Origin of the sequence: uncultured Eubacterium sp., assembly GCF_934525195.1 — a bacterium.
In the GTDB taxonomy this organism is placed as follows: Bacteria; Bacillota; Clostridia; order Oscillospirales; family Acutalibacteraceae; genus Eubacterium_R.
In genome coordinates, this window is the sequence record NZ_CAKSZA010000001.1 from 142,594 (window position 1) to 159,358 (window position 16,765).

A 16,765-nucleotide genomic window follows, 5' to 3' on the forward strand; every position below is an offset into this window, starting at 1 on the left:
ATAAAACATCGACAGAAAATTGTCAATATAATAAGTATAATAAATATAAGTAATTACATAATTGTAATAAAAAATACACATTTAAGTAATAAAATAAACTTCAATTTTGTATAATAATATGATTGTATACAACATCAAAAAATGATACAATAGAAAAAAATGTGATTTGGAAGATTACGATTACTATGGAATTAGACAAACTTAAACAAGGTCAATCCGCCATTGTGCAAACGGTCGGCGGTGACGGTGCTTTACGCCAACATTTTCTTGATATGGGGCTGATTCCGGGTGCTGAAATTACTCTTGTAAAATTTGCACCGATGGGCGACCCGATTGAATTCAGAATTCACGGCTACGAATTGACCTTGCGTGTGAATGACGCAAAAAAAATTGAAATAAAACCGATAAAAAAGACGGCTCAAACCGAACAGAAAAAGAGATGCACGGACAGAATCGAGCATCCGGGACTCGGTGAAAACGGCAAATATCATGTGAAATCAAGTGAAAATCCTTTGCCGTCGGGAACTGTTTTGTCTTTTGCTCTTGCAGGCAACCAAAACTGCGGAAAGACAACTCTTTTCAACCAATTGACAGGCTCAAATCAGCATGTCGGCAACTTCCCGGGCGTTACCGTTGACCGAAAAACGGGTGTCATCAAAGGCTACCCGAACACAGAGGTTGTTGACCTGCCGGGCATATATTCCCTTTCGCCGTACACAAGCGAGGAGATTGTTTCAAGGCAGTACATACTTGACGAAAAGCCGACAGGCATCATCAACATTGTTGACGCAACAAACATCGAGAGAAATCTATATCTCACAATGCAACTTATGGAGCTTGAAATTCCGATTGTGCTTGCGCTAAATATGATGGACGAGGTCAAGGGCAACGGCGGATGTGTGCTCATCAACGAAACCGAGGATATGCTCGGAATTCCCGTTGTGCCGATTTCTGCGGCAAAAAACGAGGGCATAGACGAGCTTATTCAACATGCCGTGCACATTGCAAAATATCAGGAAAAGCCGGGCAGAACCGACTTTTGTGACGAAAGCGAACATTCGGGAGCGGTGCACAGAGCACTCCACGGAATAATGCACCTCATCGAAGACCACGCCGAATCGGCAGGAATACCTATCAGATTTGCGGCAACAAAACTTGTTGAGGGTGACGAAAGAATAGAAAAAGCGCTTAACCTTGACAGCAACGAAAAAGAGTTTGTGGAAGCTATCATCAAGCAGATGGAGGAAGAGCGAGGAATGGACAGAGCGGCGGCAATTGCCGATATGCGTTTTTCGTTCATCACAAAGCTTGTTGACAAATGCGTTGTTAAGCCAAAGGAGAGCAAGGAGAGTATAAGAAGCCGAAAGATAGACAAAATTTTAACAGGAAAGTACACAGCTATTCCGAGTTTTGTTGTTATAATGGCAGTGATTTTTTGGCTGACATTCAATGTAATCGGTCTGCGACTTCAGCAACTTTTGGAATATTTAATCGGTCAGTTGACCACCCTTGTTGATACAGGACTTACAAATTGGAATGTAGACAAGGTGTTACATTCGCTGATAATTGACGGAATATTTAAGGGCGTTGGAAGTGTTTTAAGTTTCTTGCCGATAATCGTTACGCTGTTCTTCTTCCTGTCGTTGCTTGAAGACACGGGATATATGGCAAGAGTTGCATTTGTAATGGACAAATTGTTGCGTAAAATCGGACTTTCGGGACGAAGCATTGTGCCGATGCTGATTGGTTTTGGCTGTTCCGTACCTGCGGTTATGGCAAGCAGAACTCTGCCGTCAGAGCGTGACAGAAAGATGACAATCACGCTTATTCCGTTTATGAGCTGTACGGCAAAGCTTCCGATATACTCATTCTTTACTGCGGCATTTTTCCCTGACAAAGCACCGCTTGTGATGATTTTGCTGTACTTTGGAGGAATTGCAGTAGGCATACTCACAGCGTTTATCTCAAAAGGAACTGTGTTCAAAGGCGAAGCTGTGCCTTTTGTTATGGAACTGCCTAACTACCGACTTCCGAGTGCAAAAACGACTTTACATCTCTTATGGGAAAAAGCAAAGGACTTCTTGACAAGAGCGTTTACAGTTATTTTTATTGCAACAATCGTCATTTGGTTCTTAAAGACATTCAACTTCCATCTCGGAGTTGTTGAGAATTCAAAAGACAGCATCCTTGCAGGAATCGCAGATGTTATTGCACCGATATTTGCACCTCTCGGTTTTGGCGACTGGAGAATGTCAACATCGTTGATAACAGGCTTTATCGCAAAAGAAAGCGTTGTTTCTACATTGAGTGTGTTGACAGGCTCGTCAGGAGTTACAAGCATACTGACTCCCGTAAGTGCGGCAAGTTTTCTCACATTCTGCTTGCTTTATACCCCTTGCGTTGCGGCAGTTGCTTCAATCAAGAGAGAACTCGGCAGAAAATGGGCAGGAATTACAATTTTGCTTCAATGCTCGGTTGCTTGGCTTTGCTCGGGCATTGTGTATGTAATTGGGTCAATGATTGTTAAATAATAAGCACTTCTTACTGTTTATTACAATCCCTCCGTCGCACATAAAGTGCGACACCTCCCTTTACACAAGGGAGGCATAAAAGGATTTACATTTACGGTAAGAAGTATTTTTATATTTACATTAAAAATGTATTATGATATAATTATTAAACAAAATAAACAAGGTGACAGATATGATAGAAAGAGTTAACAAAGACAATTTAGCCGAATATGAGGCATTTATAAAAAAACATCCAAAGGGACTTTTTCAGCACTCATCAAAATGGGCAAAAGTCAAGTCTGCTTGGAAATGGGAAGCTGTTATGCTCAAGGATGACAACGGCGAAATTATCGGTTCTGCCGATGTTCTTATCAGAAGTATTCCCGTTATAAAAAATTCGCTTATGTACGCATGCAGAGGCTTTGTGTGTGACGAAGATGATTTTGACACATTTGACAAATTATTTGACGCAATTCTTGAAGTCGGCAAGGAATACAAGGCATATTGCCTAAAAATCGACCCTGAAATCGTTATTGATAACAAGGCATACAAAGAGCACCTCATCAAAAAAGGATTTGTTGAACTTAATCCGGGATGTATGGATTTTGAGAATGTACAGCCGAGATTTGTTTACTGCTTTGACTACAACGGTTTGAGCGAGGACGAGCTTATGCTCACCTTTAAATCGGACTACCGCAACCGTATCAGAAAAGCACCTAAAAAGGGCGTTGAAGTTAAGATTTGCGGCAAGGAAGCACTTGACGACTTTGTTGCAATTATGGCAGAAACAGGCGAGCGTGACGGATTTTCTACAAGACCGAAATGGTATTTTGAGAAAATTCTTGATTGTATGACAGATGACGCAAGACTTTATATGGCGTACTACGAGGGCAAGCCGATTGCGGGAACTCTTGCAATCAAGTGGGGCGAAAATGTTATGAAATACCAATACGGAGCTTCATCAAACGCTCACAGAAATGTTTACCCTAACTATGCGCTTCAATGGGCAATGATTAAGTGGGGTATGGAGTGCAACTGCAAGGTTTACGACTTTGGCGGAATCAGCGGTGACTGCCAAAATCCGGACAATCCACACTATGGACTTTGGAGATTTAAGCACGGATTCGGCGGATATATGAAAGAATTTGTGGGCGAATTTGACTATGTAATCAACAAGCCTGTATACAATCTTTACAACATCGGAACAAAGGTATTGAAGAAAATCAGAAAATGAGCAGATATGTGATAGACAAAAGCCTGCTTGACGAAAACATCGAGATTGTCAAGCAAAAAGCAGGCGTGCCGCTTATCGGAGTTGTTAAGGGCAACGGCTACGGCTTTGGAATAAAAGAAATAACAAAAATTTTAGTTGAACACGGCATCAAAACTTTTGCAGTTACGGAAGTTACCGACCTACCGATACTGCGTGAGGTTTTGACTGAGGAGGACATACTCGTTATGCGTTCAACCTGCATAAAAGACGAATGCAGAGAAATTGCCAAATACGGCGCAACGGCGACAATCGGTTCTTTGCAAGCAGGACAAGCAATGAGCGATGTTGCAACAGAAATGGGAGTCACCGTCAAATGCCACCTCAAAATCGACACGGGAATGGGCAGATACGGTTTTATGCCGAGCGAAATTGAGGACGCAATCAAATGCTACGCACTGCCTAACCTTGAATTTACAGGAGCATATACACACTTTTCTTCTGCATTCAGAAACCACGATTTGACCAAAGCACAGCTTGAAATGTTCAAGGACACTATGGCAAAAATCAAGGAAAAAGTGGGAAATGTCGGAATTTTGCACGCAAGCAATTCCCCTGCTCTGCTCAATGTTGAGGATGTTTGCCTTGACACCGTGCGAATCGGCTCGGCATTCACAGGCAGAGTTATCACAAAGAACAAAAGCGGTTTGCACAGGCTCGGTTCGTTAGAAGCCGAAGTTGTTGATGTTAAAACCGTACCAAAAGGATATTTTGTCGGCTACAACGCAACATACCAAACGAAGCGTGAAACAACGATTGCCATTGTTCCAATCGGTCACTATGACGGCTTTGGACTGACAAAGGAAAAGGAAATTATCACTTTCAGATATGTTCTTTCCGTATTCAAGAGCTTTCTCAAAAAGAAGCAAATGTATGTCAAAATCAACGGCAGAATGTACCATGTAATCGGCGGAATCGGGCTTAGCCACACAGCAGTTGACATAACAGGCAGTGATGTCAAACCCGGCGATTTGGCAAGCGTTGACATCTCACCGCTTATGGTAAATCCAAGGATTGAAAGAGTATATAAATAAGAATACAAACATAAAAAAGACGCATTGATTTGCGTCTTTTTTGTTTACAATATTTTATTTTGCAAGGAAGCCGACTTTTTTCATGACCTTGGTGAGGGTTCTGTTTGCAAGGCGAGAAGCGGTGTCTGCACCCTGTGTCCAGCACTCCTGGAGATACTTTTTATCCTGCAAGAGTTCGTTATATCTCTTTTGAACAGGTTCAAGTTCTGCAACAACAGCTTCGCCGACTGCCTTTTTGAAGTCGCCGTAGCCCTTACCGGAAAAGTCGTGCTCGATAGTTTCGAAACTATCGCCCGTAACTGCGGAATAAATAGTCATAAGATTGTTTATTCCGTCCTTACCTTCTGCATAATGAACCGACATTTCGCTGTCTGTGATTGCAGATTTAAACTTCTTCATAATCACATTCGGTTCATCAGTAAGATGAACGGTGCCCTTTGGATTAGGGTCGGACTTTGACATCTTTGAAGTTGGGTTTTGAAGCGACATAACCCTTGCACCTGCCTTTGGAATGTAAGGCTCCGGAACTGTGAACACATTGCCGTAAACACCGTTGAAGCGCTCTGCAATGTCACGAGTAATTTCGAGGTGTTGCTTTTGGTCCGCACCGACAGGAACAACATCCGCCTGATACAAGAGAATATCGGCAGCCATAAGGCAAGGATATGTGAAAAGACCTGCGTTGACATTGTCTGCGTGCTGTGCGGATTTATCCTTAAACTGAGTCATTCTGTTAAGTTCGCCGAACTGTGTGTAACAATTCAAAATCCAACCGAGCTGGCTGTGCTGAGGTACATGCGACTGAACAAAAAGAATGCTCTTTTGAGGGTCAAGTCCGACAGCCATAAGCATTGCATAAAGCTGTGTTGTTTGTGCACGGAGCTTTGCAGGGTCTTGACGAACGGTGATTGAATGTAAATCCGCAATACCGAAAATTGTGTCGAAATCATCCTGGAATGACGCCCAGCCTTTCATTGCGCCAAGGTAGTTGCCGAGGGTTGGAATTGAGGTCGGCTGAATGAGTGACAATGATCTTTTCTTTCTTTCAACTTTTACTTCTTCTGACATAATATTATCTCTTTTCTGTTAATATTCTTTTAGGACTTCGCCCATAATTCGCACGCCGTTGATGATATTTTCGTCACTCGGAGTGGAGAAATTAAGGCGAATATAGTTACAAGGTTTTGACTCGTCAACAATGAAAGCATTGCCCGGAACAACGGCGACTTTGCGTTCTACAAGTCGTTTGCAATAGTCGGTCATATCAACATTGTTCGGGAGTTTTGCCCAAAGGAACAAGCCACCTTGAGGTCTTACATATTTGATTTGATGGCAAAATTCATCGAGTTTTTCGCACATAAGATTAATCTTTTTGCGATAGATTTCTCTGATTTCCTCGATATGAGCGTCAACATCGTACTCCTTAAACCAACGATAAACAATCATTTGATTGAGCACTCCTGTATGCACATCGGACACTTGCTTGCCGATGGTGAACGCTCCCGCGATTGAATTTGGCACAACGGCATAAGCAACACGAATACCGGGTGCTAAAATCTTTGAAAAAGAGCCTGCATAAATCACAAGACCGTCCTCATCAAGAGTTTTGATTGCAGGAACATCCTCGCCCTCTGTGCGAAGATTGCCGTATGGGTCATCCTCCAAAACAGCAATGCCGTATTTTTTTGCAATGGCATAAACAGACTTTCTTTTTTCCCAAGAAAGAGTTGTGCCGCTCGGATTTTGAAAATTCGGAATAGTGTAGATAAATTTAGCATTCGGATTGGCTTTTACTGCATTTTCAAGTGCTTCAATATTCATTCCGTCACTTTCAACAGGCACACCGACAAGTTTGCAACCGTGAGAACGAAAAGCATTGAGCGAACCTATGAAAGACGGTTCTTCGCAAATTATCGTGTCGCCCTCGGAGGTGAGAACCCTCGTTGCAATATCCATAACCTGCGTTCCGCCTGCCGTGATGATAACAGAATCGTTATCCGTGCCGATATTATTCCTTTTTTTCAACCAATTCTTAACGGTTTTGCGAAGTGGCTCATAACCCTCCGAAACACCGTAAACAAGAGCAGAAACAGGATTTTCTTCCAAAATCTCTGCGCTGATTTTTTTCACCTCATCGCAAGGGAAAGCCTCAACTGCCGGAGAACCGCCTGCAAAAGCAATCACAGACGGGTCGGAAGTTGCTTTCAATATTTCTCTTGTTGCCGAAGGCTTCATATTTTTATATTTATCTGAAAGCTGAAGCATATTAACCTTCCTCTAATACTTCTTTGACAAAGCGTTCGCAAGAATGACCGTCACAAAGGGACACAAATCGTTTTTTAAACGCAATGTAATCATCATTATTGTTTGTTATAGATTTTATGGCATCGGCAAGTTCATTTTGATTGGATACAATACTACCGCAAGAATAATCCTTATAATCAAAATAGAAGCCACGGTTGCTGTTGTACTCCTCATAATCGGGAGCATACAGAACAGCCGAATTGCCGATAATTGCATTTTCAAAAATCACGGAGGAATAATCCGTGACAAGGACATCCGTGATAAAAAGAATGTCGTTAATTTCCCTTTCATCGCTGAAATCAAAAATTCTTTCGCAATCGGGGATATTGAACTTACCCTTAATGAACGGGTGAAGTTTGACGATAATTGCCCAATCATCACCGAGTGAATTTGACAGACCCTGAAGGTCGATGAAATCTTCGGGATAATAAGCATCGTTTACATTTTGACCCCTAAAGGTCGGAGCAAAAAGGCAAATCTTTTTGCCGACGAGGCTCGGCGCACGGTCATAAAGCCGTTTTTTTGCCGAAGCGACATATTCTTCATCAAAGAACAAATCCGTTCTCGGAGTGCCGACAGGCTTAATTTTGTCAACCGATATACCGAACGACTCGGCATAAATTTGGCAAAGTTCGGGTGACGAAACAATAGCCTCGGTGTAATTCTTATGGGTGAGTGAACCCGATTCCGCAGTGCCTCGACAATAGCCAAAGCGTTTGAACGCTCCCATTGCGTGCCAAAGCTGAACAAGATGCTGACCGTCACGAAGAGTGAGGACATACACCATCGGCTCATAATCATCAACCATAATATACTTACTTTGAGCCATTGTTTTGCCGAGTTCATCGGGCGTCATCTGCTCTTTTGAAGTAACGGTAATGATGTTATAATCAAGTTCTTTTTGCTCAATATAGTTTTTAACAGCCGCAAGATTGCCGCCAAGTTTGCCCTTTGATGTGCACAGCATAAGAATTTGATTTTCAAGCATTTTGCACTTCTTCCCTTTTTCAAAGGCGGATATTAAGTTTTTATATCTCATTCTTTGCAAATGAGGATAAAGCGCAGACTTGATTTTTCCCATACTATGCCTTGTAATTATATTTATTGTCATATTCGCCACGCATAAGCGAATCAATAATTTCGCCGTAAATATGCGTGATACTGTCAAACTTTTTGTTCACATAATCAGTTTTGAACTGTGCGATTTTTTCATCTTCAACGGTTGTGTTGTTGTCAATCAGCGACAGGATTTTCTCGCTTGTTTTGCCATATACGGCAGGAATATCATGCCAAAAATCAATGTAAAATCCACGCTCGTCAAGATACCTTTCGCCGTCAAAGCAGAAGATATATATCGGCAAATTCTTGAGCACAGCTTCATAAATAACGGAGCTGTAATCCGTCACAACAAAATCGGAAACGCACATAAAATCCATACCCGAAAAATGCTCGCCGTGGAGAACATTTTGACTTGAATCAATATAAACCTCTTCTAAATTGGTATCGACCACATGGTGCTTCACAATAAGGTTATATTTTGAATAATCAACCTTTGAAACGAAGTCATCCGTCATTTTGTGGAGTGCTTCAATATCCTCCGGCTTGTCCCTAAAGGTCGGAACATAGAGGATAGTTTTTTTGTCGTTAGAAAGCTCGGGATAGACAGAATAAATATTCTGCGCAACCTTTGCATTTTTTTCGCTGTCGGTGAGATAGTCCATTCTCGGAATACCGATTGGAATAAACTTTTCCTCGGGTTGACCGAAAGCCTCGGCAAAGAACGGAACGCATTTGTCGCCCGATGCGGCAATCAAATCATAGTTCCTGTGCATTTTGAAAGCATTGGCAGTTGCGGAAGATTTGCCGCCCGGCATATCAAGAACAGATTTGCCAAAGCGTTTGAACGCTCCGAGTGCGTGCCAAATTTGGATAATTTTCAAGTCCTTTTTATGATTAAGAACAGAAGCCAAAATGCAATAGCCGTCAAGCACAACTACCTTTGATTGCGAAAGCGCCTTCATTTGCCTGAACATTTCGCCGACATATTTGATTTTTCCGCCAAAAGAGGCAGGTATCATTTTGCAAAGGACAACTACCTCATACTGCGGATAATTTGTTTGAATTTCATCAATAAGATACTGAAAATCAAGTGACGGAGTTTCGCTCTGACGAGAGATAAACGCAACCTGATTTTTGGTTTTATTCAGCTTAAAGAACGAATAAACGAGGTTCATAAAAACCCCGAATATTCTGCCAAGCAAGTTAATCATAATGCAACATCAATCACTCATAAAGTGGGTACTTTGCACAGATTTGGGCAACGCCGTCAAGAATGTACTGCTTCTTTGCGTCATAATCTGTAACTGCGAGAGAGATGAACTCTGCAATCTTGTCAAAATCTTCTTCATTAAGACCTCTTGTTGTAGCGGCAGGAGTGCCGATACGAACACCTGAAGTAACGAACGGTGACAAAGGCTCGTTTGGAACGGTATTCTTGTTGAGAGTGATATGTACCTCATCAAGTCTTGCTTCGAGTTCCTTACCTGTTACGCCTGTACCTCTCAAATCAAGGAGGCAAAGGTGGTTATCGGTACCGCCTGAAACAAGGTTTTGACCTCTTGAAATAAGACCCTTTGCAAGAGCCTGTGCATTGTCGATTACACGCTGTTGATATTCCTTAAATTCAGGTTTGAGAGCTTCGCCGAAGCAAACTGCCTTGCCTGCGATAACATGCATCAAAGGACCGCCCTGTGTGCCAGGGAATACAGCAGAATTAAGTTTCTTTGCAAGATAAGGGTTGTTGCAAAGGATAAGACCGCCACGAGGGCCACGAAGTGTTTTGTGTGTAGTTGTTGTAACAACATCTGCATACGGGATCGGTGACTGATGAAGTCCTGCTGCAACAAGACCTGCAATGTGAGCCATATCAACCATAAACATTGCGCCGTTTGCGTGAGCAATATCTGCCATTGTTGCAAAGTCAATTTCTCTTGGATAAGCCGAAGCACCTGCTACAACAAGTTTTGGCTTAACCTTATTTACCTGCTTTGCAAAAGCGGCAAGGTCAATATATCCTTCCTCGTTTACACCGTAAGGAATAAAATTGAAATACTTGCCCGAAATGTTTGCAGGTGAACCGTGAGTGAGGTGTCCGCCGTTGTCAAGGCTCATACCCATAACGGTGTCGCCCGGCTTGAGGAGTGCAAGATAAACTGCTGTGTTTGCCTGTGCACCCGAATGAGGCTGAACATTTGCAAACTTGCAACCAAAGAGTTCACAAGCACGCTTGATAGCGATTTCCTCAACAATATCAACATACTGGCATCCGCCGTAATATCTCTTTGCAGGCAAGCCCTCTGCATACTTATTTGTGAGAACAGAACCCATAGCCGCCATGACCTGAGGAGATACAAGGTTCTCTGAAGCGATAAGCTCAATATTTTCTCTCTGACGCTTAAGTTCAAGCGCCATTGCGTCTGCTACCTCGCTGTCGGTTTCGGCAACCTTGGCGATTGAATCGTAATAATCGTTGTACATATTTATTCCTCCGATGATTTAATATATGTATTCATTCTACCATAAAATACAATAAGATACAATATAAAATAAAAGATAAATTAAAAGAAACCCTACCAAAAAGCAGGATTTCTTTAATTATATGTTAGTTAAGTCCTTTTTCGTCAAAATTGAAAATGGTTGAAAGGATAACCTCATAGCCTGTTTTGATTGCTTCAGGAACAAGTCTGTCGTAATTATCACGAACATTGTGATAGTAATCGGCAGGAGTAGGGTCCATAGCGGCAAGACAAGTTGCTGTGATTCCCTCTTGTGTGAATGCAGCAGCGTCTGATGAACCGAAGAATACATTTGCAAACTTCAAATCATCGTGACCGGCTTCCTTTGCAGAATCCATAACAAGTTGGCTGAAAGGCTGTGAGTGTTTAACCATGCCTGTCATATCACGGGAATAAACATTGAGATATTCAAGGTCTGTGAGAGTATCAACGCAAAGAACAGCAGTTTCTACACCTGAATTTACATATTCATCTTTATGATTCTTTGCCCAGTTCTTGCAACCGCGAAGTCCTGCTTCCTCACCGTCGGTAATCATAGCAACAACTTCTGTGTTTTCAAACTCAACGCCTGCCATATCAAGCATACGAAGTGCACATACGGCAGAATAAGTACCTGTAAGGTTATCATTTGCACCCGGTGAAATAGTTTTGAAATCAACGAAAAGATAAAGAGTTACCATAAAGAGTGCGGTGATTACATGGAAATAGAAGCTGTAATTCAACATAAAGTCGCCGAAAGCGCCCATATCAACAAAATTAGCAATAATAGCGATGATTGCAACGATTACAGAAATAATTGCACCGCCGATTGTTCCGCCCATACAAATGCCCATAAGCGGAATTTTGCCCTTTGCATAATAAATGTGACGCCATTGATAAGCAGAGTCGCAGTGACCCGAGATGATGATTCTTCTCTTAACTTCGCCCTGTGGCTTGCGAACGGCATAATAGTTGTGTCCGTCAATCTTCTTGTAGAAAACATCACAGAACTCTTTGTAGAACAAGAACTCCATTGCTGTGATGAAAAGACCGATTGCAACAACACCGCCAACGATACACTGCGGAACGAAGAAATCCGAACCGCCTACACCGCTGAAAACGCCTGTGTACACCAATGCAAGGCAAACAACAACTGCCAAAATGATTGTTACGGAAACGGTTTTGGTGAAGTGCAAAAATGCCTTTGGAGCCATTTTATATTCTTCAAAGCCTGTTTCATCACAAAACGGCTTCATTTCTTTGTCAATGTGTTTTTGGGTTGCAAGGCAGTTTTTATTACCGGACTCACGAGGACCGTATCTCTTGATGACATTGGTGATTTCCTTTACGGTATAATCAACATTTTCATCAATGACTGCCTGCGGAAAATCTTTAAATTTCATTTTATCGTTCTCCTTTAGATTTATATTGAGCATTTAATTGATTTTCAAGGTCGGTATTGCCCTTTGAAAACAGTTTTAAAATCTTTGAACGCTTAAAAGGATTCTTTGGCAAAGAAATCTTATCAACCGCATAATTGATTCCCAAAGCGTCAAAAGTCGGTTTGAAATCATCAAGTCTTGCTTTGAAGTCTGCAAAATCACGCTTTTCTTCAGGTGACCATGCAACTTCCGATAGTGCCTGCATTCTTGGGAAAACAAGCATTTCGAGTCTTTCTCTGTCTCTAATCCATTCTGTCCAAACTTCGCCCTCAACACCAAGAACATTTTTTACATTATCCTTGGTTACACCAAAGTTTTCAGGCTTATACTCATATGTTTTTTTAAGTGGATACTTGGCATAAGGCATATCAAAATAGAAGGATTGATGATTACTCATAATCATTTTTCCGCCGTTGTTGACATATGCCTCTGCTTTTCTGTCACGAATCGGTGTCCAATACTGCGCAACAATATTCTTGTCGTTCTTATTTAGATTGTCGGCTGCAAGAATTTCGTTCCAACCAATCATCTGTCTGTCCTTTGTTTTAAGGAACTGCGACACTTTATTCTCAAACCAGCCTTGAAGTTCTTCTTCATTTTTGAGATTGTTCTCTTTCATTACCCTTTGGCAATTAGGACATTTTTTCCATTCATCCATCGGAGCTTCGTCACCGCCAAGGTGAATATACGGTGAATCGAACATCTCGCAGATTTCGTCAAGAACATCATAAACGAACTGCAAACTTTCTTCCTTACCCATGCAAAGAGTTCTGTTCCAATCCTTTTGCCCGTAAAGCTTTGTCGGAATTTTTGCACCAAAATAACCCGGAACATCTCGTTTCAAATCTCTGCACGCAAGGTTGCTGTAAGCAGAAAAAACAGCCGCACAGTGAGCAGGGAAATCAATTTCGGGAATAACGGTGATTCCTCGTTCCTTTGCATAAGCAACGATTTCTTTAATCTGCTCCTGTGTATAATAGCCGGAATACGGCTTTTTTTCCATCTTTGTTGACTGCCAGCCGTCAAGCTGTGTATAAGCACGCTTTGAGCCGATTTCAGTCAAAAGCGGATACTTTTTGATTTCAACTCGCCATCCCACATCATCGGTCAAATGCCAATGAAAGACATTGAGTTTTTCCATAAATATCCAATTTATGTACTGTTTGATATAATCAACATCATAAAAATGGCGTGACACATCAAGCGAAATGCCTCTGAATGAGAAACGAGGCTCATCCTCAATATCACAGCAAGGTACTTCCCTGCCTCCTGTATCAACATGAGCAATTTTTCTTACAGTTTGAAGCGCATAATAAACACCGATTTTTTGGCTTGCCAAAATAACGATACGCTCTCTTGTAACTCCCAGAGTGTAGCCCTCTTTTGCAACACTTTCGTCCTTAATGATAACAACGGTTGCATCAGATTCGTTTTCGCAAAAATCAACTCTGCCCTCCAAGAGAGGAAGGTCAAAATCCGACATCACTTTTAAGCGAGCCGGCAAAACGAACACTCCGCCAAGTTCTTTCGCCTTTTTAGGGGCAGGAATAACTGATAGCATAATTTTTCTCCAATTTATCATATATAGCCTAAAAACAAGCTTTTAATATTATATCAAACCGGAATATCAAAGTCAATTTACAAAGTGTAAACAAATACACCAATAATATTGTCAAAACAGTTCAAAACAAGCTACAACAGTCTATTTATTTGCTTTGTTCTGCTCTGATTTCCGCAGCGGATTTGTTATAAATCAAATCCTGCAACTGTTCTTTATTTTTATCAACATCAATAGTAATAACACTTGCACCGCCGATATTTGCATAATTCCAAGTGCCGTCAAACGGAACACGAACCTCTGCCATATCACTGAGGCACGGAAGTGCCTTTATGCCTGCAGAAATAATTTTTGCCTTTGAAAGATTGGTCTGAATATACGGTGCCGCTTTTGATGCCATCATAGCAAGCTTGACAGGATTTGCGGATTTTACGTTCTTGAGAATTGCCTGCATAACAGTTCTTTGACGGTAAGCACGCATAAAGTCGGTGTCAATCTTTCTTATTCTGCAATAAGCAAGAGCCTGTTCGCCCGTTAATTTGTACTTGCCTGCGTCAAGCTTGACATTGCCGTATCTGCCCTTGTGAGAGGTTACTTCTTTGGCTTCTTTCTCGGTTACTTCAACCTCTACACCGCCAATGCTGTCAACAAGTACCTTGAACATTTCAAAATCTGCAACGACATATCCGTCAATATCTATTCCGAAATTATACTCGATAGTATCAACAACACCGTTGTAGCCGTCATACTGACAGGAGGCATTGAGACGTTGCTTTTTGTCAACGCACGGAATGTACAACCAAGTGTCACGCAAAAACGAAATCATTTTTATGCAGTTATGTGCCTTATCAATAGAAATAAGCATCATTGAATCGGAACGGGAAGCGGTGTCGTCCTTTGGATTGCGAGCGTCAACACCGAGCAAAAGAATATTTGTTACGCTTGACGAACGAGCTAAATCCGATTTGCTGACATACTGATTTTTGCGAGTGTCATCATAGGTGACTTTGCCCATAACGTTGCCGACAAAACAGCCTGCACCGATAATCAACGCAAGAATAACAGCTAAAATGGCTCTAAAAATATTTTTTGCTTTATTCGGTCTTGAGCCGTTTCGTCTTTTACGGCGAGGAGGTCGGGTTGTTTCCCGTCTTTGGCGTGCTCTTTCCTCATTTTCTTTGCGTCTTTTGGCATCTTCATCAAGATAAACCTGTGGCACAAAGCCGTCTGCACTTTGGCGGTTTGAGCGTTTCGGCTCATCAAGTTCCTGCATAAAAGCATCCAAATCGTAATCCGCCGTGTTTTGATTATCGATAATTTCATCGTCAAAATCGGAGACGCTGAAATAATCCTCATCAACGGGAACGCTTCTGTCTCTTTGGTCATTATCTATTCTTTTTTTAGGGTTAAAGCCCTCTTTATCAAAGCGAGGCATACGAACACCCTTCCTTTATTTTAGAATTCTTATTTTAAATTAAGTGTACACCATATTAATTATATTTTCAACTTTTTTTATTTAATATTGCATTTTGAGTCGGAATAATTTATTATATAAGATAGAGTTGTCCAGACGATTGCGTAGTCTTTGACTATGAGGAAAGTCCGAGCAGCACAGAGCAGGATAACGGCTAACGGCCGCCGAGGGTGACCTTAGGGAAAGTGCAACAGAAATAAACCGCCGTTTTACGGTAAGGGTGGAAAGGCGAGGTAAGAGCTCACCGAGAGAGTGGAGACATTCTCTGCCATGTAAACCCTATCCGCTGCAACACCGACCGGAGAGTTGGTTGCTCGCCACATAACTCCGACGGGTGGCTTGAGCAAGGTGGCAACATCTTGTCGAGATAGATAATCGTCCACGACAGAACTCGGCTTACGGACAACTCTGCTTTTTTATAAAATCTAAATATTTGGCGCAAGCAAGACAAACAAGGACAAAACATTTTAGCATATAAAGGGGTAAATATTATGCAAAATTATGTAACATTTGATATGTCAAAGCCGCTTGATTTTATACCAATCGGCAGAATTGCAATTGACTTTAATCCAACGGACATGTACAGACCGTTGTCGGAATCGGCAAACTTCAACAAATATGTCGGCGGTTCACCTGCAAACATTGCTGTTGGTTTGGCAAGGCTCGGCTGCAAGGTTGGATTCTTCGGTTGCGTAAGCAACGACCAATTCGGCGACTTTGTGGTTGATTATTTTGAAAAAGAAGGCATTGACACTTCCAAAATCACAAGAGCAAAGAACGGCGAAAAAATCGGTCTTACATTTACCGAAATTCTTTCAAAAGAAGCTTCATCAATTCTTATGTACAGGGACAATGTTGCGGATTTTTGCCTTGAACCTGCGGACATTGACGAGGATTACATTGCATCGGCAAAAGCAATAGTTATCAGCGGTACGGCACTTGCAAAAAGTCCGTCAAGAGAGGCTTGCCTCAAAGCTATGATGCTTGCAAAGAAAAACAACACAAGAATTGTTTTTGACATAGATTACAGAGAATACACCTGGAAAAGCAAGGACGAAATCGCCGTATATTACAGCATCGTTGCACAGAATGCCGACATCATTATGGGCAGCCGTGAGGAATTTGACCTAACAGAAGGCATTATCGGTGTTAAAGGCAGTGACCCTGAATCCGCAAAATATTGGCAGAGTTTCGGTGCGTCAATCTGTGTAATCAAGCACGGCAAAGACGGTTCAACAGCATACACAAATGACGGCAAGTTCTACAACATCAAGCCGTTCCCTGCTGTTATGCTCAAAGGCTTTGGCGGTGGCGACGGCTACGGCTCATCGTTCCTTTACAGCTTGCTTCAAGGCAAAGACATTATTGACTGCCTTGAATTCGGCTCTGCTTCGGCAAGCATATTGATTTCATCACACAGTTGTTCGGACGCTATGCCGTCTGCACTTCAGGTTGAAGAATTCATTAAAAAATCAAAAGAACAGTACGGCGAAATGGTAGCCCGTGCATAATAACAAACAAAGAGGACTGAAACATCAGCCCTCTCAGCGTGTCGAAAAAGTGTTTTCGACACGCTGTAGGCTGTTGAGAAAGTTTCTGAATTTCGTTTTCTTGCGAGT

General features: G+C 41.8%; 12 protein-coding genes and 1 other RNA gene. 5 read left to right on the forward strand and 8 right to left on the reverse strand.

Annotated features, from left to right (window positions below):
• The first annotated feature begins 185 nt into the window (after window positions 1-185).
• From feoB to alr, 3 genes are all read left to right on the forward strand, one after another.
• Window positions 186-2,531 (forward strand): ferrous iron transport protein B, encoded by a 2,346-nt coding sequence (gene feoB / locus Q0E03_RS00670; protein WP_297128868.1) that lies wholly within the window; start codon window positions 186-188, stop codon window positions 2,529-2,531.
• A 172-nt stretch (window positions 2,532-2,703) separates the two neighbouring features.
• Window positions 2,704-3,744 (forward strand): peptidoglycan bridge formation glycyltransferase FemA/FemB family protein, encoded by a 1,041-nt coding sequence (locus Q0E03_RS00675; protein ID WP_297128178.1) that lies wholly within the window; start codon window positions 2,704-2,706, stop codon window positions 3,742-3,744.
• A complete protein-coding gene (gene alr, locus Q0E03_RS00680) occupies window positions 3,741-4,814 on the forward strand; it encodes an alanine racemase (protein WP_297128181.1) in 1,074 nt (357 codons plus the stop codon). Before Q0E03_RS00675 ends, alr begins: the two co-directional genes overlap by 4 nt.
• Before the next feature lie 54 nt (window positions 4,815-4,868).
• Here alr and trpS read toward each other — a convergent pair whose 3' ends face one another.
• From trpS to Q0E03_RS00720, 8 genes are all read right to left on the reverse strand, one after another.
• A complete protein-coding gene (gene trpS, locus Q0E03_RS00685) occupies window positions 4,869-5,882 on the reverse strand; it encodes a tryptophan--tRNA ligase (RefSeq protein ID WP_296968247.1) in 1,014 nt (337 codons plus the stop codon).
• An 18-nt stretch (window positions 5,883-5,900) separates the two neighbouring features.
• Window positions 5,901-7,079, reverse strand: a complete 1,179-nt coding sequence (locus Q0E03_RS00690; protein WP_297128184.1) for a PLP-dependent aminotransferase family protein — start codon at window positions 7,077-7,079, stop codon at window positions 5,901-5,903.
• 1 nt (window position 7,080) lies between these two features.
• On the reverse strand, window positions 7,081-8,199 hold the full coding sequence (locus Q0E03_RS00695) for a CDP-glycerol glycerophosphotransferase family protein (RefSeq protein ID WP_297128186.1): 1,119 nt from the start codon (window positions 8,197-8,199) through the stop codon (window positions 7,081-7,083).
• Between the two features lies 1 nt (window position 8,200).
• Entirely contained in the window at window positions 8,201-9,388 is a 1,188-nt protein-coding gene (locus tag Q0E03_RS00700) for a CDP-glycerol glycerophosphotransferase family protein (protein ID WP_297128188.1), read from the reverse strand.
• A 13-nt stretch (window positions 9,389-9,401) separates the two neighbouring features.
• Complete coding sequence (gene glyA / locus Q0E03_RS00705; protein WP_294834770.1) at window positions 9,402-10,655, reverse strand: serine hydroxymethyltransferase; 1,254 nt, start codon at window positions 10,653-10,655, stop codon at window positions 9,402-9,404.
• 124 nt (window positions 10,656-10,779) lie between these two features.
• The gene (locus tag Q0E03_RS00710; RefSeq protein ID WP_297128192.1) at window positions 10,780-12,075 is read right to left on the reverse strand and encodes a M28 family metallopeptidase; all 1,296 of its coding nucleotides are present in this window, start codon (window positions 12,073-12,075) and stop codon (window positions 10,780-10,782) included.
• Between the two features lies 1 nt (window position 12,076).
• Window positions 12,077-13,675 carry a beta-N-acetylhexosaminidase gene (locus Q0E03_RS00715; protein ID WP_297128195.1) on the reverse strand — a complete coding sequence of 533 codons (1,599 nt, stop codon included), beginning with the start codon at window positions 13,673-13,675 and terminating at the stop codon, window positions 12,077-12,079.
• A gap of 145 nt (window positions 13,676-13,820) precedes the next feature.
• Window positions 13,821-15,107 carry an LCP family protein gene (locus Q0E03_RS00720; protein WP_297128198.1) on the reverse strand — a complete coding sequence of 429 codons (1,287 nt, stop codon included), beginning with the start codon at window positions 15,105-15,107 and terminating at the stop codon, window positions 13,821-13,823.
• A 123-nt stretch (window positions 15,108-15,230) separates the two neighbouring features.
• Between Q0E03_RS00720 and rnpB the strand changes: the two genes are divergently transcribed.
• Both rnpB and iolC read left to right on the forward strand, forming a co-directional pair.
• Window positions 15,231-15,560, forward strand: an RNA gene (gene rnpB, locus Q0E03_RS00725) — RNase P RNA component class A.
• 77 nt (window positions 15,561-15,637) lie between these two features.
• Window positions 15,638-16,657: a 5-dehydro-2-deoxygluconokinase gene (iolC, locus tag Q0E03_RS00730; protein WP_297128202.1), complete on the forward strand. Its 1,020-nt coding sequence runs from the start codon at window positions 15,638-15,640 to the stop codon at window positions 16,655-16,657.
• The last annotated feature ends 108 nt before the right edge of the window (window positions 16,658-16,765 follow it).